Source organism: Herbaspirillum sp. LeCh32-8 (genome assembly GCF_017814915.1).
In the GTDB taxonomy this organism is placed as follows: Bacteria; Pseudomonadota; Gammaproteobacteria; order Burkholderiales; family Burkholderiaceae_D; genus Herbaspirillum.
In genome coordinates, this window is record NZ_JAGIPZ010000004.1 from 318,522 (window position 1) to 339,184 (window position 20,663).

Below are 20,663 nucleotides of genomic sequence, written 5' to 3' on the forward strand. Positions count from 1 at the left end.
TCGCCACCGGGGCGTGACGAACGCAGAACAATCCCAACATGTGCCGGAATGACAAAGCGTTTGCGCGCCTCCCAGGAAAAATACCGGCAACACCGCTATTGCCCACAAAGCAACTCGGAGGTGGGTGGTCAGCTTGCCTGTCGTTCCTGCGAAAGCAGGAATCCAGCGTCGTTTGCCTACCGCAACATAACGCAAGCCTCCGGCTCCCGGCCCGCGCCGGGATGACGAGACGTTTGTATGCTTCCAAAGAAAAACGCCGGCAAGCGCCGGCGTTCTTCATCAACACAAAGCGGGACAGCCGGTCAGCGTTCCACTGCCAGGGCCACGCCCATGCCGCCGCCGATACACAGGCTAGCCAGGCCTTTCTTGGCGTCGCGGCGGACCATTTCATGCAGCAGGGTCACCAGCACGCGGCAGCCAGAGGCGCCGATCGGGTGGCCCAGCGCGATCGCGCCGCCGTTGACGTTGATCTTGCTGGTGTCCCAGCCCATCTGCTTGTTGACGGCGATGGCCTGTGCCGCGAAGGCTTCGTTGATTTCCATCAGGTCCAGGTCCTGCGGGGTCCAGCCGGCCTTCTTCAGGGTCAGCTGCGAGGCCGGTACCGGGCCCATGCCCATGATGCTCGGATCCAGGCCGGCCGAGGAGTAGGACTTGATCTTCGCCAGCACCGGCAGGCCCAGCTCGGCAGCCAGCTTGGCCGAGGTCACCACCACGGCGGCGGCGCCGTCGTTGATGCCCGAGGCGTTGCCGGCGGTCACGGTGCCGGCCTTGTCGAAGGCCGGACGCAGCGTGCCCAGCGATTCGGCGGTGACGCCGTGCTTGACGAACTCGTCGGTGTCGAACACCACGGTTTCCTTCTTGCCCTTGATCTCGATAGGCACGATCTCATCCTTGAACTTGCCGGCCTTTTGCGCGGCTTCGGCCTTGTTCTGCGAGGCGGCAGCGAAGGCGTCCTGCTCTTCGCGCGAGATCTCGAACTTCTTGGCCACGTTCTCGGCGGTGATGCCCATATGGTATTGGTTGTAGACGTCCCACAGGCCGTCGACGATCATGGTGTCGGTCAGCTTGGCGTCGCCCATGCGGAAGCCGTCGCGCGAATTGTTGAGCACGTGCGGCGAGGCGCTCATGTTCTCCTGGCCGCCGGCGATGACGATCTGGGCGTCGCCGCACTTGATGGCCTGTGCCGCCAGCTGCACTGCCTTCAGGCCGCTGCCGCAGACCTTGCCGACCACGAAGGCCGGGACCATGTCGGGCAGGCCGGACTTGATCACCGCCTGGCGCGCCGTGTTCTGGCCTTGGCCGGCAGTCAGCACGTGGCCGAGGATGACTTCGCTGATGGCTTCCGGCTTGATGCCCGTCTTGGCCAGCAAGGCCTTGATGACTTGCGCGCCGAGGTCGGCAGCGGCGATCTTCGACAGGGAACCGCCGAATTTGCCGATTGCAGTTCTCTGTGCGGCAACAATGACGACATCATCCATAACTCGCTCCTTGATTTGAATTGGCAGGAAGGCAGCTCGGCCTTCCGTCGGAAACCCGGACGGCCATCTTAGTCCATTTCATCATGGAATGCGATACGGTGGATTTTCGGTATTTCATCAAATCGCCGGCCGCGGCGATCCGCCTTCAAGTGCGCGCAACTGACGCCAAATCAGGCGTCCTGGCCCAGGGTGATGACATGGATCACGCTGCGGTAGAGCAGGAAGGCCGCGCCATAGGCGGCGCGCTTGTACCACGGCACATGCTGGAAGTCCGACAGGTGCACCACGCGGCCGGTGGCGGCACCGGCTTCGATCTCTTCGCGCAGGTATTGCGAGAAGGCCTGGTCGTCGATCACCACGTTGGCCTCCTGATTCACGAACAGCGACAGGCCATCGTAGTTGCTGGAACCGACCGTGGACCATCTGTCGTCCACCACCGCGACCTTGGCGTGCAGCTGGGTCTTGGTGTACTCGACGATGCGCACGCCGGCGCGCAGCAGCTTGGGATAGAAGTGGTGCGCCACCGCGTCCTGCATGGCGAACTGGCCCACGCCCAGCAGCAGCGTCACCTTCACCCCGCGCAGGGCCGCCTCTTCCAGCGCGCGCCGCATCTTGCGTCCCGGCGCGAAATACGGGTTGGCCAGGAAGGCGCTCTCGCGCGCACGGCCCAGCGCCTGCAGGTAGGCGCGTTGAATGGTGCGGCGATTGCGGAAGTTGTCGCGCACCACCAGGGCGGCCTGGGTCTCGCCGTGGATCGGCACCGGCGGGCGGTGGCGCAAGCGCTTGAAGTTTTCCCAGCGCGCCTTGAGCTTCATGTGGCCCACGCGCAGCCACTGCGCGTCCACCTCGCGGTAAATCTCATGCACCAGGGGACCGGTGATGCGCACCGCGAAGTCCCAGCGCGGCGCCGGCAACGGGATCGCGTGGCCGCTGTCGGAAATGAAATCGTCGTTGATGTTGAGCCCGCCGACGAACGCCACCTGCCGGTCCACCACGCACAGCTTGCGGTGGCTGCGCGCCACGCCGCGCCGGAACCAGGGATTGAAGGCGCGATGCTGCACGCCGGCGGCGGTCAGGGCCTCCTTGAGCTGGCGGGTGTGCAAGCGGCCGGTGCCCAGCCAGTCGTTGATCACGTATACCACCACTCCGCGCGCCGAGGCGCTCTGCAAGGCGGTGCGCACCAGCACGCCGGTGTCGTCGTTGGCGAAGATGTAGGTCTCGAGATAAATCTCCACCCGCGCCGCGTCGATGGCGGCGATCAGGGCCGGATAGAAGCCCGCGCCGCTGTGCAGCAGCGCGATCTCGTTGCCGTCGGTGAAGTTGACGTGGCGCATGCAGGACTTGTTGTCGTGTTCTCTGTCAGTCGGGATGTGCCGGTGAGGGCGACAATGAAGTCTATGCGAGTTGCAGCTCGGTGACGATGGGCGCATGGTCGGACAGGCGCGCCCACGGCCCCTCGGAGAGCACCTGCGCGGTATCCACCTTGAAGCCGCGCAGGTAGATGCGGTCCAGGCGCAGCCACGGCATCATCGCCGGGAAGGTGCGCGCCGGTCGGATCGGCGCCGACAGGCCGCCCATGCGGCGCAGCCCGTTCATCAGGCCCTTGGCCTTGCCCAGCGGCTGGTCGAACACCTCGACCACGCCCAGGTTCTGGTACAGGGTGGTACTCAACTGGTTGGTCCAGTCGTTGAAGTCGCCGGCGATCAGGAGCGGCGCATCCGGCGGCGAGGAGTTGCGTACCGCCTCGATCAGCGCCTCGGTCTGGCGGCGGCGACCGCCGGCGAACAGACCCAGGTGGATCACGTAGCAATGCACCTCGGCGCCGTCCACCGGCACCACGCAATGCAGGATGCCGCGCGACTCGTAGGAATGATCGGAGACGTCCTGGTTGCGAAAGGACGAAATCGCGAAGCGCGAGATCAGCGCGTTGCCGTGGTGGCCGTGGTCGTACACCGCGTTCATGCCGTAGGCCGAATGGTGGGTGTCGCCAGCCAGGTATTCGTGCTGGCCCTGCTGCGGCCAGTTGGACGCGTGGCGCAAGGCGTTGAGGTCGTGCCGGCCCTGCACCTCCTGCAGGAACAGGATGTCGGCGTCGAGCTGGGCCAGCGCCTGCTTGAGCGCCAGGATACGCGGCCGGCCGCCGAAGGAGGTCACGCCCTTGTGGATGTTGTATGTCGCCACGCGCAGCTTCATCTGTACAACCTTTCTTGTGTTCTTCTCCGGTACGTCCCGTCGGCGTTTGCGCGCGCCCGCAGCGTCGCCTCAGCGCTCCATATAGCTCGGCAGCTGCAGGATGGCCTCGGCATTGGAGGGCGAAAAGCAGCGATCGGCCGCTTCGCGCAGCGGCAGCCATTCGTAGCGCGTATGCTCGCGCGGCGCCAGCGTGATCGTAATGTCGCGCGGCACCAGGAGGCCGAAGACGTGCTCGGTGTTCCTGGTCACGCCCGGCGCATAGCGGTGCCGCCAGACCGGATAGATCTCATAGATGTTGGAAAGTTGCCAGTCGCGCAAGTTGGCGGCCGGCAGGGGCTTGCCCGCACCCTGATCAAATTCTACGCCCGCCCCGGCGACCACGATGCCGGTCTCTTCCTGCACTTCGCGTCGGGCGGTTTCCGACAGCGCTTCGTCCGGCGTGTCCTTGGATCCGGTCACCGACTGCCAGAAACCGGGCTTGTCGGCGCGCTCGATCAGCAGCACTTCGCGCTGGGCGGTGTGGATCACCACCAGCACCGATTCGGGGATCTTGTAGGGCTTGGTCTGCGTCATCTGCGGCTCAATCGTGCTGGAGACAATATCTCGGGCAATGCGCCGCGCGCCAGGATGGCGCATCGGCAAAACCCTATTGTATCGGCAGCAAGACCCGGCGTGCTCAGGCGGCTGCTTCGCTCTCGGCCACCAGCCAGGTGCGGAAGCTGCGCGCGGCGGAGTGCTCGATACGATCGCGCGGCCACACGGCGTAGTAACCCCCGCCCAGGCGGGCGCTGGCCTCGCAGGCGCGCACCAGCAGGCCCTGATTGATGCAGGCATCGATCATGTGGCGCCAGGCCAGCACAATGCCGTGGCCTTCCAGCGCCAGCTGCAGCAGCACCGGATATTGATTGGACAGGATGGGGTGCTCGATGCGCACATCGGCCATGCCGTTCTGGCCCAGCCAGTTCTGCCACGACATCCATTGGCGCTGGCCGTCCTCCAGCATCAGCAAGGTCTCCTGCGGCAGGTCGCGCGGCGACAGGCTGCGTCCGGCCAGATAGGCCGGGGAGCAGACCGGGAACACTTCCTCGTCATACAGGCGGCGCGTCGCCATGCCGGCCGGCGGGCCGTCGCGCAGGAAGTAGATGCCCATGTCGAAATCGGTCTCCGACAGGAAGGCCAGGTTGTCGTTGACGATCAGCCTCAGCTGGCAATCCGGATGCAGCGCGCGGAACTTGGCCAGCCGCGGCGTCAGCCACAGCACCGCCACGCCGGAAGAACAGGCCACCGTCAGCTCCTGGTGGCCCTTGCGCTTCATCACGTCTTCCGTGGCTTCGGCGCAATCCACCAGCAGCCGCTGCACCAGCTCGGCGTAACGCTGGCCGCTCACCGTCAGGCGCAATGCGCGCGGCTCGCGCAGGAACAGTTTCTTGCCGAGGAAGCGTTCCAGCTGGGCGATCTGACGGCTGACCGCACTTTGCGTCAGGTGCAGTTCGGTCGCCGCGCGCGTGAAGCTGCCATGGCGCATGGCGGCCTCGAAGGCGATCAGGGATGGCAGTGGGGGAAGCGGTGAAATACGCATGGAGGCGCTCCAACATGTCTCTGTAATAGCCGAATGTTAGAGCGAAAAGCATGCCCGCCGGGAGCGGAATCGACATCCTCCCGGCGGGCAGGAATCACGCGCGGCTGCGGTGGATATGGCCGGCTTGCATCACCAGCGACAGGTGCTCGCCCTGGCCGGTCAGCAGCGTGATGTCTTGCAGCGGGTTGCCGTCGACCACGATCAGGTCGGCCTGGGCGCCGGCGCGCACCGTACCCAGCACGCCTTCGCGTTGCAGGATGGCGGCCGCGACCGAGGTGGCCGAGCGGATGGTTTCCAGGTTGCCCAGGATCTCGGCGCGGATGATGAACTCGTGCGACTGGTCCTGGTGCATCTCGCCCAGCAGGTCGGAGCCGAAGCCCATCTGCACGCCGTGCTCGGCGTAGATGCGCAGCGAATCGCGGCCGGCCTGGCGCACCGACTCGATCTTGGCCACCGAATCCGGCGGCAGGCCCAGGCGGGCGCCGTCGCGCGCCAGCGAGTCGTAGGTGACCAGGGTCGGCACCACGAAGGCGCCGTGCTCACGCATGACCTTGGCGGCGTCGGCGTCGACCAGGTTGCCGTGCTCGATGGTGCGCACCCCGCAACGCACCGCGCGCGAAATGGCGCGGCCGGTGTAAGCGTGGGCCATCACGTAGGTCTGGGCCGCTTCGGCCTCGGCCACGATGGCGCGGATCTCGTCTTCGCTGTACTGGGTGTTGCCGATCGGATCGGTGGGCGACGCCACGCCGCCGGAGGCCATGATCTTGATCTGGGTCGCGCCCTTTTGCAGTTCTTCACGCGCGGCCAGGCGCACTGCATCCACACCGTCGGCCACGCGGGCGATGGCGCCGGCGCGGAAGGCGCAGGAGCACGGCTCCAGCGCGTCGGAACGCGGGCGGAAGTCGCCGTGGCCGCCGGTTTGCGAGAGCGCCTTGCCGGACGGGAAGATGCGCGGTCCCGGCACCAGGCCGATGGCGATCGCCTGCGCCAGGCCCCAGTCGGCGCCGCCGGCGTCACGCACCGAGGTGAAGCCGCGGTTCAACATGGCTTCGACGATGGGCAAGGCGCGAATCGAAGTCAGCGAGCCGGGCTGCAGCGCGTTCAGGCCGAGGTTGGCCAGTGAGGCCAGCACGTGCACGTGGCAGTCGATCAGGCCGGGCATGACGGTCTTGCCGGCGACGTTGATGCGACGCGCGTCGGGCACGTCCAGCGGTGTCGCCGAGACGTCGATGATGCGGTCCTTTTCGATCAGGACATCATGGCGCGGGAACAGGCTGCCCAGCGCGGGATCGAGGACGTTGCCGCCCTGCAGGAGGATCTTGGTCATAGCGGTGCTCAATGTTGTTGCAGGTACTGGGGCTCGCGCACGAAGCGCGTGCCGACGAAACTGATGGCGGCGGCGATCATCACGTAGAAGGCCGGGGCCATGGCGCTGCCGGTGGTGGCGATGAACCAGGTGATGATGAACGAAGCAAAGCCGCCGAAGATGGTCACGGCCAGGTTGTAGGCCACCGACAGGCCGGTCGACAGCACCTTGGCCGGGAACAGCTCGGAGAACGCCGCCAGGATCGGGCCGGTGTAGGCTGCGATCAGCACGCCGAACACCAGCTGGAACAGCAGCAGCGAGCCCAGGCCCGGCGTCACGTTGATGTAGGCGAACATGGGATAGGCCAGCAGCAGGATCAGCAGCGAGGAGCCCGACAGGAACACGCGGCGACCGAAGCGATCGGCCAGGCGGCCGACGATGGGCGCGAACACCATGATGCACAGGCCGCCCACCATGCCGGCGATGAAGCCGGTCGACTGCGGCAGCTTCAGCACCTTGATCGAGTAGGTCGGCATGTAGAACAGCAGCACGTAGGTGCAGACCGTCCACAGGATCACCATCGAGAAGCTGGCCGAGGTCTCGCGCGGGAAGTTGCGGATCACTTCCTTCAGCGGCGAGTCAGTCTTGTCCTTTTCTTCCAGGAAGGCCGGGGTTTCGTCGAGGTGGTTACGGATGTAGTAGCCGACCGGGCCGATCACGATGCCCAGCAGGAACGGCAGGCGCCAGCCCCAGCTCGACAGCGATTCAGGATCGAGGCTGGAGGTGACGAAGGTGCCGACCGCCGCGCCCAGCAGCACGGCCACGCCGATGCTGGCCTGGATCCAGCTGGAGTAATAGGCGCGCTCTTTGACCGGCGCGTATTCGGTCAGGAAGGCAGTTGCGCTGCCCATCTCGCCGCCGGCCGAGAAGCCTTGCAGCAGGCGCGCGATGACGATCAGCATCGGCGCGAACAGGCCGATCTGTTCATAGGTCGGCGCCAGGCCGATGATGGTGGTGCCCACCGCCATCAACAGGATGGTGACCGAGAGCGCTGCCTTGCGCCCGACGCGGTCGGCGTAGATGCCCAGCAGGATGCCACCCACCGGACGCATGAAGAAACCCACGCCGAAGGTGGCCACCGCCAGCAGCAGCGAGGTCAGCTCATTGCCGGTCGGGAAGAACAGCTTGGCGATGATGACCGCGAAGAAGCTGTACACGGTGAAGTCGAACCACTCAAGGCCGTTGCCGATGACGGTGGCGACGATGGCACGCCGGCGCTGGTTGCTGGTGACCTGCGGAATCCCGCCGGCCGGTACGGTGTTAGCTTGCATGTTCTCCCCTTTTGATGCGTTTCATGGACAGGCGTATTTGCGTCCGATGATAGGGGGAGCTGCGAGCGAGCCGGAAATGATATCTGCGCATGTCGCCATGATCGCTGCGCATGCATGTGCAAAAGATTTATATCGATATGCGCCGTGCAGCGCCGCCGGTGCAGGCATCACGCACAGATGAAGCCGGCATGAAAAAAGGCGCATGCATCGCTGCATGCGCCCTTCTCAGGCGAAGCGGGCCGTCAGGATCAGGCCTTGACCGCCGGCTCGGTATTGCGCAGGCGGATGTGCAGTTCGCGCAGCTGCTTCTCGTCGACCGGCGACGGCGCCTGCGTCAGCAGGTCTTGCGCGCGCTGGGTCTTGGGGAAGGCGATCACGTCGCGAATCGACTCGGCGCCGGCCATCATGGTGACCAGACGGTCCAGGCCGAAGGCGATGCCGCCGTGCGGAGGCGCGCCGTACTGCAGCGCGTCCAGCAGGAAGCCGAACTTCAGGCGCGCTTCCTCGTCATCGATCTTCAGGGCGCGGAACACCTTGCTCTGCACGTCGGCGCGGTGGATACGCACCGAACCGCCGCCCAGTTCCCAACCGTTCAGGACCATGTCGTAGGCCTTGGCGATGGCGGCGCCCGGGTTGGTCGAGATGAAGTCCTCGTGACCGTCCTTGGGCGAGGTGAACGGGTGGTGCAGCGCGACCCAGCGCTGGTTGTCTTCGTCGTATTCGAACATCGGGAAGTCGACCACCCACAGCGGACGCCATTGGTCTTCGAACAGGCCGTTCTTCTTGCCGAACTCGCTGTGACCGATCTTCACGCGCAGCGCGCCGATGGCGTCGTTGACCACCTTGGCCTTGTCGGCGCCGAAGAAGATCAGGTCGCCGTCCTGCGCGCCGGTCTTCTCGATGATCGCAGCCAGGGCGGCGTCATGGATGTTCTTGACGATCGGCGATTGCAGGCCGTCGCGCCCCTTGGCCTTCTCGTTGACCTTGATGTAAGCCAGGCCCTTGGCGCCGTAGATGGCGACGAACTGGGTATAGGCGTCGATTTCCGAACGCGGCATGTCGGCGCCGCCCGGCACGCGCAGGCCGACCACACGGCCGCCTTCGCTGTTGGCTGCGCCGGAGAAGACCTTGAACTCGACGTCCTTCATCACGTCGGTCAGTTCGGTGAACTCCAGCTTCACGCGCATGTCCGGCTTGTCGGAACCGTACATGCCCATGGCGGTGGCGAAGTCCATCACCGGGAACGGGTTGGGCAGCTCGACGTCCAGCGCCTTCTTGAACACCAGGCGGATCATGCCTTCGAACAGGTCGCGGATCTCTTGCTCGGTCAGGAACGAGGTCTCGCAGTCGATCTGGGTGAATTCAGGCTGACGGTCGGCGCGCAGGTCTTCGTCGCGGAAGCACTTGGTGATCTGGTAGTAGCGGTCGAAGTTGGCCACCATCAGCAGCTGCTTGAACAGCTGCGGCGACTGCGGCAGGGCGAAGAATTCGCCGGCGTTCACGCGCGAGGGCACCAGGTAGTCGCGGGCGCCTTCCGGAGTCGACTTGGTCAGCATCGGGGTTTCGATGTCGATGAAGCCGTTTTCGTCCAGGAACTTGCGCACTTCCATCGCCACCTTGTAGCGCAGGCGCAGGTTGTTCTGCATCTGCGGGCGACGCAGGTCCAGCACGCGGTGGGTCAGGCGGGTGGTTTCCGACAGGTTGTCGTCGTCCAGCTGGAACGGCGGCGTGACCGACGGGTTCAGCACTTCCAGCTCGTGGCACAGCACTTCGATCTTGCCCGACTTCAGGTTGGCGTTGCCGGTGCCTTCAGGACGGCTGCGCACCACGCCGGTGATGCGCAGGCAGAATTCGTTGCGCACCGATTCGGCGTTCTTGAACACCTCGGCGCGGTCCGGATCGCACACCACCTGGACCAGGCCTTCGCGGTCGCGCAGGTCGATGAAGATCACGCCGCCGTGATCGCGGCGACGGTGCACCCAGCCGCACAGGCTGACGGTTTGGCCGAGCAATGCCTCGGTAGTGAGGCCACAGTATTGGGTTCGCATGGACATGGTTCTGATTCCGTTGACAGTGTTCTTGTTTGATTCGTGATTCGATGATGGGGACGCGGGACGAAGGCGGGGCTGGCCGGCGATGATGACGCCGGCCGCCCCGTCAATTATTGGCCGCCGTCGCGTCGGTGATGATTTTCTTGTCGGCCGCCATCTCGGGGGCCACCACGCCCATCGAGACGATGTACTTCAGGGCCTCGTCGACCGACATGTCGAGCTCGATCGATTCCGCGCGCGGCAGCATCAGGAAGAAGCCCGAGGTCGGGTTCGGGGTGGTCGGCACGTAGACGCTGATGTAGTCGCCCTGCAGGTGGTTCTTCACCTCGCCGCCGGGGGTGCCGGTCAGGAAAGCGATGGTCCACGAGCCCTGGCGCGGATACTGGATCAGCACCGCCTTGCGAAAAGCGTTGCCGGAGGACGAGAACAGCGTGTCCGACACCTGCTTGACGCTGGAGTAGATCGACTTCACCACCGGGATGCGCGTCAGCAGGCCTTCCCACACCGACACGATCTGGCGGCCGATGAAGTTGCGCGCGGCCAGGCCGGTCAGGAAGATGATCAGCAGCGTGAGGATGGAGCCCAGGCCCGGGATGTAGAAGCCCAGCAGCGCCTCCGGCCGCCAGCTCGGCGGCAGCAGCAGCAGGGACTGGTCCATGGTGCTGATGATCAGGTTGAGCACCCACAGCGTAATCGCCAGGGGCACCAGGATCAGCAGGCCGGTAATGAAATATTTGCGCATGGGTCGATGGACGCCTCAGCTGGCGCTGGGGGTGGAAGTCGAGGAAGTCGACGCTGCGGGAGCGGCAGCGGGCGCTGCTGCCGGCGCAGGGGCAGCGGCTGCAGGCGCAGCGGGGGCGCTGGCAGGCGGCGTGTTGGCGCCGGAGCCTTCGCTGGCGGCCAGGCCGGTGCCGGTGGCGCCCACGCTGTTGGCGGTGCCGCTGCCGTTACCGCGGAAATCGGTCACATACCAGCCCGCGCCCTTTAGCTGGAAACCAGCGGCGGTGAGCTGCTTGCGGAAACTATCCTTGTTGCAGGACGGGCAAACGGTCAACGCATCGTCGGACATCTTTTGCAAGACATCCTTGGCAAAACCACACGCTTCGCAGCGATACGCGTAAATCGGCATGACTAACTCCGCAAAAAACTTCCAAAACCCTGAATTATAAAGGCTTTTGGCGCGTTTTTCGCGAACCCGGCGGCGACTTGCCCCCACGCTGTGGTTTCCGGCGGCAATGGTCATTTTGACAATGCGCTGCCGACGGCTTGCCGTCGGGCAAATCGCCGCGCGAACCGATGCCCGGGGGCCCTCCCGCCGCCTCAGACGCCAACCGGTGCTGCGCGCGTCGCTTGCAGGGTGTCCAGGAATTCGCGGCACCACCAATGGACGTCGAATTGGCGAATATTTTCCATCAGCGCCGCATGCCGTTCGCGCCGCTCCGTCAGCGACATCTGCAGCGCCTGCTGGATCACATTGGCGGCGCCATGGGTGTCATAGGGGTTGATGATCAGGGCCTGCCTCATCTGTTCGGCCGCGCCGGCGAAGCGCGACAGCACCAGCACGCCGGGGTCGTCCTCGTCCTGGGCGGCGACGAATTCCTTAGCCACCAGGTTCATGCCGTCACGCAGCGGCGTGACCAGCGCCACCGCGCAGGCGCGGTACAAACCCGGCAGGCGCTTGCGGGCCACGGTGCGGTGGATGTAGCGGATCGGCATCCAGTCGAAGTCGCCGAAGTCGCCGTTGATGGAGCCGCACAGGCTCTCCAGCTCGCGCTGGATGTCGCCGTAGGCTTCCACGTCCTCCCGGCTGGGCGAGGCGATCTGCAACAGCGTGGCGCTGTGACGGTTTTCCGGATACAGGCGCAGCAGCTCGCGGAAGGCGCGGATACGCTGCGGCAAGCCCTTGGAGTAATCCAGCCGATCGACCCCGATCAACAGGCGCCGGCGCGAATACTCGGCCTTGGTGCTTTCATAGGTGTCGCGCGCCTCCTTGGCGTTACCCATGCGTTGGAAGTCGGCCACGTCGATGCCGATCGGGAAAGCGCCGGCGTGCACGGTGCTGTTGAAGGCGCGGTACTGATTGGCGCCGACCGGCTCGGCGGTCGCCTCAGCCTGCACGTACTGCGCGAAGTGCTGCAGGTCGGCGTGGTTCTGGAAGCCCACCAGATCATAGGCGAACAGCGCGCGCATGAGCCATTCGTGCGAGGGGATGGCCGTCAGGATCGGCGGCGGCGGCAGCGGGATGTGCAGGAAGAAGCCGATGCGCGCCTCGCAGCCCATGGCGCGCAGCTCGGCGGCCAGCGGGATCAGGTGATAGTCGTGGATCCAGACGATGTCGTCGCGCTTCAACAGCGCAAACAGCTTGCGCGCGAACAGCTGGTTCACGCGGCGATAGCCGCCCAGGTGGCCGGACTCGAAATGCGCCAGGTCCAGCCGGTAATGGAATACCGGCCACAGCACGCCGTTGGCGTAGCCGCGGTAGTAGGCGTCGTGGTCTTCCTGGCTCAGGTCGAGTTCAGCCAGGGTGACGCTGCCGGCCTGGTGCACACGCAGCTCGCCCTCGCCGGGCGTGCCGTTCTCGACCACCTTGCCGCTCCAGCCGAACCACAGGCCGCCGGTCTGCTTCAAGGTCTCGCCCAGCGCCACCGCCAGGCCGCCCGCCGCAGGTTTGCGCGGGTCAGCCAGACGGTTCGATACCACGACCAATCTACCCATCAGATCACCGCCTCCCATGATGCGGACAAGCGCATCGCACAGTTGATAATGCCCACCATCGAATAGGTCTGCGGGAAGTTGCCCCACATCTGGCGCGTGACCGGATGAGTGTCTTCGGAGAGCAGGCCCAGGTGGTTGCGGGCGTCGAGCATGGCCTTGAAGATCTCGCGCGCCTGCTCCTTGCGGCCGATGCGCGCCAGCGCATCGATGCGCCAGAAGGTGCAGATGTTGAACGCGGTCTCGGGCCGGCCGAAGTCGTCCGGCGCTTCGTAGCGGCGCATGTAGGGGCCGTCGCACAGCGACTTCTCCAGCGCGTCCACGGTGGAGATGAAGCGTTGGTCGGTCGGTGCGATCAGGCCGACTTCCACCATCAACAGCACGCTGGCGTCGAGGTCGCGCCCGCCGAAGCTTTCCGCATACGCCTGGCGCTGCTCGTTCCAGGCTTCGGTCAGGATACGGTCGCCGATTTCCCTGGCGCGGTCGCCCCAATATTTGGCGCGTTCGGGCAGGTCCAGCCGCGCGGCGATCTTGCCCAGGCGATCGCAGGCGGCCCAGCTCATCAACGCCGACGAGGTGTGGATGCGCGAGCGCGTGCGTAGCTCCCACATGCCGGCGTCGGGCTGGTTGTAGACCTCGTAGGCCCGCTCGCCGACCGCCTCCAGATGCTGGAAGTGCTCGGCGCCGGCGCGGTGGTGCAAGCGCATGTCGTGGAAGGCCTGCGCCGCGCCCAGCACGATGTTGCCGTAGACGTCGTGCTGGAAGTGTTCGTAGGCCTGGTTGCCCACCCGCACCGGGCCGAAGTTCTGGTAGCCGGGCAAGTGGTCGAGGATCTGCTCGGGCAGGGCCTCTTCCAGGCCGATGCCGTACAGCGGCTGCACGTGGCCGCCGGCCGAGCGCACCACCACGTTGGTCATCCAGCGCAAGTAGTCTTCCATGGTGCCCAGCTCGGACAGGCTGTTGAGCGCGCGCACCACGAAGAAGGCGTCGCGCAGCCAGCAATAACGATAGTCCCAGTTGCGCTGGCTGCCCGGTGCCTCCGGCACGCTGGTGGTCATGGCGGCGATGATGGCGCCGGTATCCTCATAGACCGAGAGCTTGAGCGTGATGGCGGCGCGGATCACCGCGTCCTGCCACTCCAGCGGCGTGGCCAGCGCGCGGCTCCAGTTGCGCCAGTAGGCCAGCGTTTCCTGCTCAAAATCGCGCGCGGTGTCGTTGATGCCGGCATGCAGGGTTTCGTCCGGCCCGAGAATGAAGTTGTACGGGCGGCTGACCACGAAGGCGGTCTCGTCGACGATGTAGCTGATCGGCGCGTCGGTGTTCAGGCGCAGGGTCTGCTCGTCGCCGACGAAGCGGATGTGGTTGCTGCCGCGCGTTTCCAGCGGCTCTTCGCGGCCCCAGTTGAACTTGGGGCGCAGGATCACGCGCATGCGCGGCGCGCCCGAGAGCGGATGAATGCGGCGTACCAACTGCAACGGCCGGAAAAAGCGGCCGCGGCTGGCGAAACGCGGAGCGAAGTCGGTAATCTCCACGCCCTGCCCCAGGGTGTCGTACAGGCGGGTGCGCAGCACCGCGGTATTGGGCTCGTACCACTGCTCGCTGTGCGAGAAGTTCTCCAGCTGGAAGGCCCACAGGCTGCCGTTGCCGCTGGGGTCGAGCAGCGCGTTGAACACCGGGTCACCGTCAAAGCGCGGCAGGCAGCACCAGACGATGCGTCCCATCTTGTCGACCAGCGCCGAGAAGGCGCAATTGCCGATCACACCCAAATCGAGCGAGGAGGTGGACGGATTGTCGTGCCGTTGCGCCGCTAGGTGCGGCTGTTCGGAATGCTGGGTCTGGGAGTGCGGCTGGGGTTGCGGTTCCTGTTGCGGATCGGTGCTGGGCTGGCTCATGGTTCCCTCGTGTTCTGTCGATCAGATTTCTTGGTGGAAGGCGGGGTACTGCGAAGACCTGCGGCAAATGGCCTAGACGTTCAACGACATGCGGCGGCGTCAGCCGGCGGTTTCCGCCTGCGTGCGGTGACCGGCCAGGCCGGCCGGCAGCGCCTGGCGCAGCAAGGCGCGCACCGCGGCCGGATCGGCCACGCGTACGCGGGCCTGGCTGGGGCCGGCGCCAACCTTGATGCCGAGGCCGTTCACGGCCTGCGCCTGGACCACGGCGAAGCCGGCCTCGTCGGTGACGTCGTCGCCGATGAACACCGGACGCCGCCCGCGAAACGGCGCCTCGTTCAGGAAGGCGGCGACGGCGTCGCCCTTGTTCACGTGCGGCTTGGCCTCGACCACCATCTTTCCGTTAAGCATCGAGAAGCCGGGCTCATGCCTGAGCGCCTCGCGCATGGTGTCGATGCAGCGTTGCTCCAGATGCGGCGCATGGCGGTAGTGCAGCGCCAACGCGCCGCGCTTCAACTCCAACTGCAGGTCGGGATGGGCGCTCACCAGCGGCAGCAGGCGCTCGCGCAGGTGGTGCACATCGGCCACCGGCTGCTCGATGATGCGACCGTCGACGGTGCGCCGCTCGGCGCCGTGCACGCCCGCCATCGGCAGGCGCAACGGCGCCAGAAAGAAGTCGAGTTGATCCAGGGGACGCCCGCTGACGATGGCCAGCGCTCCGTCCGATTCTTGTTGTAGTTGCTGCAAGAGCGTGATCAGTTCCGGCGGCACCACAATATCTTCGGGTTGCGGCGCGAGATCGACCAAGGTGCCGTCGAAGTCCAGAAATAACGCATCGGCAGCAAAATCGTAGTGGCGAGTTTGCTCAGTCATGGTCTTTCAGGTTGATGAAAAGCAAATAAGTTCCGGTTGTTTATCAAACAACTTGGCGTTTTATCACCGAACAAGAACGGAAATTCGAGAAAATTCCGGTGTGCGGATTGGCTTTGACAGCATCCGCCACAGCAGTTTCTGGCCAAGCGCAAGAATCCCGCCCGGTCATTGTTGCACCATGCGCGCGCGCCTGCAGGGCGCACTCGCCGGCCCAAAGAAAAACGGCCGCGCGGCGATGCCGGGCGGCCGTTCTTGCGAAGACTTGCCGAATCAGGACTGCGGGCTGCCCTCGGGCGCATTGGCCAGGATCGGCGGCACCGGCGCCAGCACCTGCGGCATCAGCGAACCGACCACCATGCCGCCGATGGAGAACAGCAGGCCGGCCAGCTGCGGCGGCCAGAAGCCTTCGGGGGCGGTGTATTCCAGCGTGATCCAGGACAACAGGCCCAGCACCATCGCCATCAGCGCGCCCTGGCGGCTGGCGCGCTTCCAGTAGACACCGAAGGCCAGCGGCACGAAGGCGGCCACCAGGGTCACCTTGTAGGCGTTCTCGACCATCTCGTAGATGCTGGACTGGCTATTCAACGCCAGCGAGGTCACGCCCACGGTAAACACCAGCACCACTGCGCGCATGGAGAACAGGAATTCGCGGTCGTTCTTCCAGGGGCGGATTTCCTTCAGCACGTTCTCGGTGAAGGTTACCGAGGGCGCCAGCAGCGTGGCGCTGGCGCAGCTCTTGATGGCGGAGAGCAGCGCGCCGAAGAACATCACCTGGGCGAACACCGGCATCTTTTCCATGATCAGGGTCGGCAGCACCAGCTGCGAGTCGGTCTCCAGCAGGCGCGACACCATGGCCGGGTCGATCAGCGTGGCCGAGTAAGCCAGGAAGATGGGGATAAACACGAAGCAGAAGTAGATCACGCCGCCCAGGATGGAGGCGTTTTGCGCCACGGTCTCGTTCTTGGACGACATCACGCGCTGGAACACGTCCTGCTGCGGGATCGAGCCCAGCATCATCGTGATCCAGGCGGCGAAGAACCACATGACGTCGCGGATGTTGGCCTCGGGCCAGAAATTGAACTTGCCGGCCTCGGCCGCATGCTGGATCACCACGCCGGGGCCGCCGACCATGCCGGAGACTTCCCAGCCGATGTAGAACATGCCGACCACCACGATGATCATCTGCAGGAAGTCGGTGATCGCCACCGCCCACATGCCGCCCATCAGGGTGTAGATCAGCACGCTGCCCGCGCCGATGATCATGCCCCAGTGCATCGGGATGTAGCCGCCCGAGACCACGTTGAACACCAGGCCCAGCGCCTTGATCTGCGCCGCCACCCAGCCCAGGTAGGAGATCACGATGCAGACCGTGACCAGCATTTCGGCGGCGCGGCCGTAGCGCTTCTTGTAGTAGTCGCCGATGGTCAGCAGGTTCATGCGGTACAGCTTCTTGGCAAAGAACACGCCGACCAGGATCAGGCACAGCGAGGAGCCGAAGGGGTCGGCCACGATGCCGCCCATGCCTTCTTTCAGGAAGGTCGACGACACGCCCAGCACCGCCTCGGAGCCGAACCAGGTGGCGAACACGGTGGCGGTCACCACCGACATCGGCAGCGAGCGGCCGGCGACGGCATAGTCCTTCGAACTCTTGACGAATTTGGTGGCGTACAAGCCGATGCCGACCGAGATGACCCAGTAGAGGACGACGAACCAGAGGAGTGCATTCATGCCTTGTTCCTTGCCTTGCCAGAGGCCTGAGGGGGTAGAAGAAAAACGCGCATTATAGCGGCAACTTCGGCCCGCAAAGCCGCATGCGGCCAGACATTTACGCACCTGTCCGCCGCAGGCCACAGTGCCGGGCGCAGCCCTTACCGGCAAGCAAGAATTGCTCCCGCCGGCGGCGGCGAAAACGCAATAAACAATAAGCGGCGGGAGAAGGCTACGGCGAGCGGGAGAGGGCGATGCACAAAGCAGCGCGGCCGCCCATCGGCGGCCGCTGGCTCAAATATCGGACGGGGATGACGTAACGGCCGGGCCTCAGGCGCCGTCGCTGTTGCGCTCATAGGACGGGCAGCCGTTCTTGCCCCACTGCCCGTTGCACAGCTTCCACAAGCAGCTCTCGCGGGCGAACAACGACAAGGCGCTGCATTGCTTGACCTGGTCGGCCAGCGAGGGCGCTGGCGCCACCTCGATGATTTCCGGCTGCGTCAGTGCGGCGGCCTGGGCGCGCTCGGCCTTGGCGCGGGCGTCGGCCAGTTGCGCCTCGGCCTCACGGCGACGCAGTTCGCGCTGGGCCAGTACGGCGTCCTCGCGACGGTGACGGGCGTCGGCGGCGGCGCGCTTTTGCGCCAGCTGGCGAGCTTTTTCTTCCGCCTCTTCCTGCAGGACGGCGATCTGGTCCAGCACCGGCGGCGCCTCGGCGGCCGGTGCCGTCGCGAGCGGCGCAGGCGCGGCGGGGACGACCGGCGCGATGATGGTCTTGCGCAGCGAGGGCAGCTCACTGACGATGGGCTTGAGCGCGCGCTGCGGCCACGGCCATTGCGCGCTCCACCACAAGGCCAGGCCGATCACGACCAGGGTCAGCAAGGACACCGGCCAGGCGGCGCGCGCCGACGCTGCGGCATTCGGCGCGCCGGGCGGCAGCTCCAGTTCGACGACGGCGGGTTGCGGCTGGATCTTCGGCGATGGTGACGGCGGCAGCGCTGCCACGGTGACGGCGGCGATGCCGGAAGCATCGGTGGCAGCCGCGGCTGCGGCTTCGGTCACCACGGCGGCCGTCACCGAGGCGGCGGCAACGGCGGCTGCGGTGATGTGCGACGCACGAATTTCCAGCTCGTCGTCGGCGATGATGTTTTCTTCGAGAGCGGGGGCGGCGAGCGCGGTGGAGCCGGCGGCCGTCGACGCGGCACGCTTGCTGCGATCTTCCCCTGGGCGATGCAGGACCTCCATTACCTTCCCCTGTATTGCACTGCTGATGCTGACCGCCGTCCCGGCGGAAACGGATACCTTTCCTCTCGTCTGATTGTCTGGCTACCCGGTCTCCGTGGTCGCTTTTTCAGCGTTTATTCTTCGGGCGTATTTTTTTCGACGGAAAGCTATTCTGCGCTCAAATTTCTGAAAGGAAAATCAAAGAATGTGCTTGCGGTGAAATTTCTGTATCCCAGCGTGGACGGGAGTTGCCGGGCTGCAAACAAAAACAAAACGGCAGCCGCGTTGCCGGGGCTGCCGTGCTGCCAAAGCATCAACTGGTCACATCACTTGACGATGCTTTCCAGTGCGAACAGGTCGGACGGATTTTCACGCTTGCGGACCAGATGTGCACGCACGCCGTCCACTAACACTTCGGCGGCGCGACCGCGGGTGTTGTAGTTGGAGGCCATGGTCATGCCGTAGGCGCCGGCCGAGGCGAAGGCCAGCAGGTCGCCCTGCTCGATGGCCAGCTCGCGCCCGCGCGCCAGCCAGTCCCCGGACTCGCACACCGGGCCGACCACGTCATAGACCTGGGCGCCGTCGGCGCCTTCCTTGACCGCCTTCACGCCGTGCCAGGCTTCGTACATGGCCGGACGCATCAGGTCGTTCATGGCGGCGTCGACCACTGCGAAATTCTTGGTCTCGCCGTGCTTCAGGTATTGCACTTCGGTCAGCAGCACGCCGGCGTTGCCGACGATGGAACGGCCCGGCTCGAACATCACCTGGATCTGGCGGCCGCCGTACTTTTGCTTGCGCCACGCGTCGACGCGGGCGAACACGCGCGCCAGGTAGTCGCCTACGGCGACCGGCTGCTCGTCGTCATAGCGGATACCGATGCCGCCGCCGATGTCGAGGTGGTGGATATGGATGCCTTCGGCTTCCAGCGCGTCGACCATGTCGATCACCTTGTCCAGCGCTTCGAGCAGCGGCGAATCGTCCAGCAGCTGCGAGCCGATGTGGCAGTCGATGCCGACCACTTCGATATTGGGCAGCGCAGCGGCGGTGCGGTAGCAGTTCAGCGCGTCTTCATAGGCCACGCCGAACTTGTTTTCCTTCAGGCCGGTGGAGATGTAGGGGTGGGTCTTGGCGTCGACGTTGGGATTTACGCGCAGCGAGATGCGCGCGCGCTTGCCCATTTCACCGGCAACTTCGTTCAGGCGCGCCACCTCGGGGATGGACTCGACGTTGAAGCACAGGATGTCGTGCTCCAGCGCCAGCTTCATCTCGTCGCGGCCCTTGCCCACGCCCGAGAAGATCACTTTGCGGGCGTCGCCGCCAGCGGCCACCACGCGCAGCAGCTCGCCGCCGGAGACAATGTCGAAGCCCGAGCCCTGCTGGCCCAGCAGGTTCAGCACCGCCAGGTTGGAGTTGGATTTGACCGAATAGCACACCAGCGCGCCTTCATCGCCGCGCCCGGCCTTGCGGCATGCGTCGGCATAGGCCGAGAAATTCTCGACCAGGGCGGCCTTGGAATAGACGTAGAGCGGCGTGCCGTATTGGGAGGCCAGCGCCTGCAGCGACACTTGTTCGGCGTGCAGCACGCCGTTGCGATAGGAAAAATGGGACATGGAAGTCGGGGCTACGAATCTGTTGGTCGGGGCCGGCCCGGCGCGCCAGGTCGGCTTGAAGCGCTTGCTTACTTCGAGGCGGGCGCCGGTTTGGACTCGGCATCAGCATCGGCGGCGCCAGGTTTGGACATGGCCGGTTTGGGCGAGGTCTGCGCCAGCGGATCGGGCGGGACCTTGGGCATGAACAAAGGCCCCTTCTGGCCGCAACCGGCCAGCAGCAGAATCGATGCGCAGGCCGCCAACGCGGCTGTGCGGCGAGCGAGAGAATAATGTGACTTCACGATAAAATGGCGGATTACATCGAAATCTTAGAATGACTTGGAGTTTAGCATGACGGAATCGGAATTCCTGGACCTGGCCGACGCCACCCTGTCGACCATTGAAGCCGTGCTGGAAAAGACCTGCGACGAGACCGACCTGGACGTCGAATGCAGCCGCAGCGGCAATGTCCTGGAAGTCGAATGCATCAGCGACGGCTCCAAGATCATCATCAACAGCCAGGCCCCCATGAAAGAGATGTGGGTGGCGGCGCGCTCGGGCGGCTTCCACTACCGCTACGACGGCCAGCGCTGGCTGAACACCCGCGACGGCTCCGAGCTGTACGCGGCGCTGTCGGAAATCGTCAGCAAGCAGGGCGGCGTGCAAGTCAGCCTGCAGCCCTGAGCGCGCCATCCTGCGCCCTGCGCCGCAGGCCGCATTTTGGCCGGCGCGGC

Annotated in this window: 18 protein-coding genes; 1 reads left to right on the forward strand and 17 read right to left on the reverse strand. The window is 65.3% G+C overall.

Annotated elements, in window-relative coordinates; all coding sequences use genetic code 11:
- Positions 1 to 302 precede the first annotated feature (302 nt).
- From J8I26_RS10725 to J8I26_RS10805, 17 genes are all read right to left on the reverse strand, one after another.
- Positions 303 to 1,478 (reverse strand): acetyl-CoA C-acetyltransferase, encoded by a 1,176-nt coding sequence (locus J8I26_RS10725; protein ID WP_209606936.1) that lies wholly within the window; start codon positions 1,476 to 1,478, stop codon positions 303 to 305.
- Between the two features lie 170 nt (positions 1,479 to 1,648).
- Positions 1,649 to 2,812 carry a cardiolipin synthase ClsB gene (gene clsB / locus J8I26_RS10730; protein WP_209606938.1) on the reverse strand — a complete coding sequence of 388 codons (1,164 nt, stop codon included), beginning with the start codon at positions 2,810 to 2,812 and terminating at the stop codon, positions 1,649 to 1,651.
- A gap of 61 nt (positions 2,813 to 2,873) precedes the next feature.
- Positions 2,874 to 3,671, reverse strand: coding sequence for an endonuclease/exonuclease/phosphatase family protein (locus tag J8I26_RS10735; protein WP_209606940.1), 798 nt, complete (start codon positions 3,669 to 3,671; stop codon positions 2,874 to 2,876).
- Between the two features lie 69 nt (positions 3,672 to 3,740).
- Positions 3,741 to 4,244: a dihydroneopterin triphosphate diphosphatase gene (nudB, locus tag J8I26_RS10740; RefSeq protein ID WP_209606943.1), complete on the reverse strand. Its 504-nt coding sequence runs from the start codon at positions 4,242 to 4,244 to the stop codon at positions 3,741 to 3,743.
- Between the two features lie 103 nt (positions 4,245 to 4,347).
- Entirely contained in the window at positions 4,348 to 5,250 is a 903-nt protein-coding gene (locus J8I26_RS10745) for a LysR substrate-binding domain-containing protein (protein ID WP_209606945.1), read from the reverse strand.
- 94 nt (positions 5,251 to 5,344) lie between these two features.
- Positions 5,345 to 6,577: an amidohydrolase family protein gene (locus tag J8I26_RS10750; protein ID WP_209606947.1), complete on the reverse strand. Its 1,233-nt coding sequence runs from the start codon at positions 6,575 to 6,577 to the stop codon at positions 5,345 to 5,347.
- 8 nt (positions 6,578 to 6,585) lie between these two features.
- On the reverse strand, positions 6,586 to 7,887 hold the full coding sequence (locus J8I26_RS10755; protein ID WP_209606949.1) for an MFS transporter: 1,302 nt from the start codon (positions 7,885 to 7,887) through the stop codon (positions 6,586 to 6,588).
- 248 nt (positions 7,888 to 8,135) lie between these two features.
- Complete coding sequence (gene aspS / locus J8I26_RS10760) at positions 8,136 to 9,941, reverse strand: aspartate--tRNA ligase (RefSeq protein WP_209606951.1); 1,806 nt, start codon at positions 9,939 to 9,941, stop codon at positions 8,136 to 8,138.
- Positions 9,942 to 10,044: 103 nt separating this feature from the next.
- Positions 10,045 to 10,680 (reverse strand): DUF502 domain-containing protein, encoded by a 636-nt coding sequence (locus J8I26_RS10765; protein WP_209606953.1) that lies wholly within the window; start codon positions 10,678 to 10,680, stop codon positions 10,045 to 10,047.
- Between the two features lie 15 nt (positions 10,681 to 10,695).
- Positions 10,696 to 11,067, reverse strand: coding sequence for an FmdB family zinc ribbon protein (locus tag J8I26_RS10770; protein ID WP_209607017.1), 372 nt, complete (start codon positions 11,065 to 11,067; stop codon positions 10,696 to 10,698).
- Positions 11,068 to 11,258: 191 nt separating this feature from the next.
- A complete protein-coding gene (gene otsA / locus J8I26_RS10775; protein ID WP_209606955.1) occupies positions 11,259 to 12,653 on the reverse strand; it encodes an alpha,alpha-trehalose-phosphate synthase (UDP-forming) in 1,395 nt (464 codons plus the stop codon).
- Positions 12,653 to 14,542, reverse strand: a complete 1,890-nt coding sequence (locus J8I26_RS10780) for a glycoside hydrolase family 15 protein (RefSeq protein ID WP_209606957.1) — start codon at positions 14,540 to 14,542, stop codon at positions 12,653 to 12,655. The genes otsA and J8I26_RS10780 overlap by 1 nt, the downstream gene beginning before the upstream one ends.
- A gap of 99 nt (positions 14,543 to 14,641) precedes the next feature.
- Positions 14,642 to 15,412, reverse strand: a complete 771-nt coding sequence (gene otsB / locus J8I26_RS10785; RefSeq protein WP_209606959.1) for a trehalose-phosphatase — start codon at positions 15,410 to 15,412, stop codon at positions 14,642 to 14,644.
- A 270-nt stretch (positions 15,413 to 15,682) separates the two neighbouring features.
- On the reverse strand, positions 15,683 to 17,140 hold the full coding sequence (locus J8I26_RS10790) for a sodium:solute symporter family protein (protein ID WP_209606962.1): 1,458 nt from the start codon (positions 17,138 to 17,140) through the stop codon (positions 15,683 to 15,685).
- A 309-nt stretch (positions 17,141 to 17,449) separates the two neighbouring features.
- Positions 17,450 to 18,361 carry a phage tail protein gene (locus J8I26_RS10795; RefSeq protein WP_209606963.1) on the reverse strand — a complete coding sequence of 304 codons (912 nt, stop codon included), beginning with the start codon at positions 18,359 to 18,361 and terminating at the stop codon, positions 17,450 to 17,452.
- 305 nt (positions 18,362 to 18,666) lie between these two features.
- Complete coding sequence (lysA, locus tag J8I26_RS10800) at positions 18,667 to 19,950, reverse strand: diaminopimelate decarboxylase (RefSeq protein WP_209606965.1); 1,284 nt, start codon at positions 19,948 to 19,950, stop codon at positions 18,667 to 18,669.
- 68 nt (positions 19,951 to 20,018) lie between these two features.
- On the reverse strand, positions 20,019 to 20,231 hold the full coding sequence (locus J8I26_RS10805; RefSeq protein ID WP_209606967.1) for a lipoprotein: 213 nt from the start codon (positions 20,229 to 20,231) through the stop codon (positions 20,019 to 20,021).
- 49 nt (positions 20,232 to 20,280) lie between these two features.
- Here J8I26_RS10805 and cyaY point away from each other — a divergent pair, with 49 nt between their 5' ends.
- A complete protein-coding gene (gene cyaY, locus J8I26_RS10810) occupies positions 20,281 to 20,613 on the forward strand; it encodes an iron donor protein CyaY (RefSeq protein WP_209606970.1) in 333 nt (110 codons plus the stop codon).
- Positions 20,614 to 20,663 lie beyond the last annotated feature (50 nt).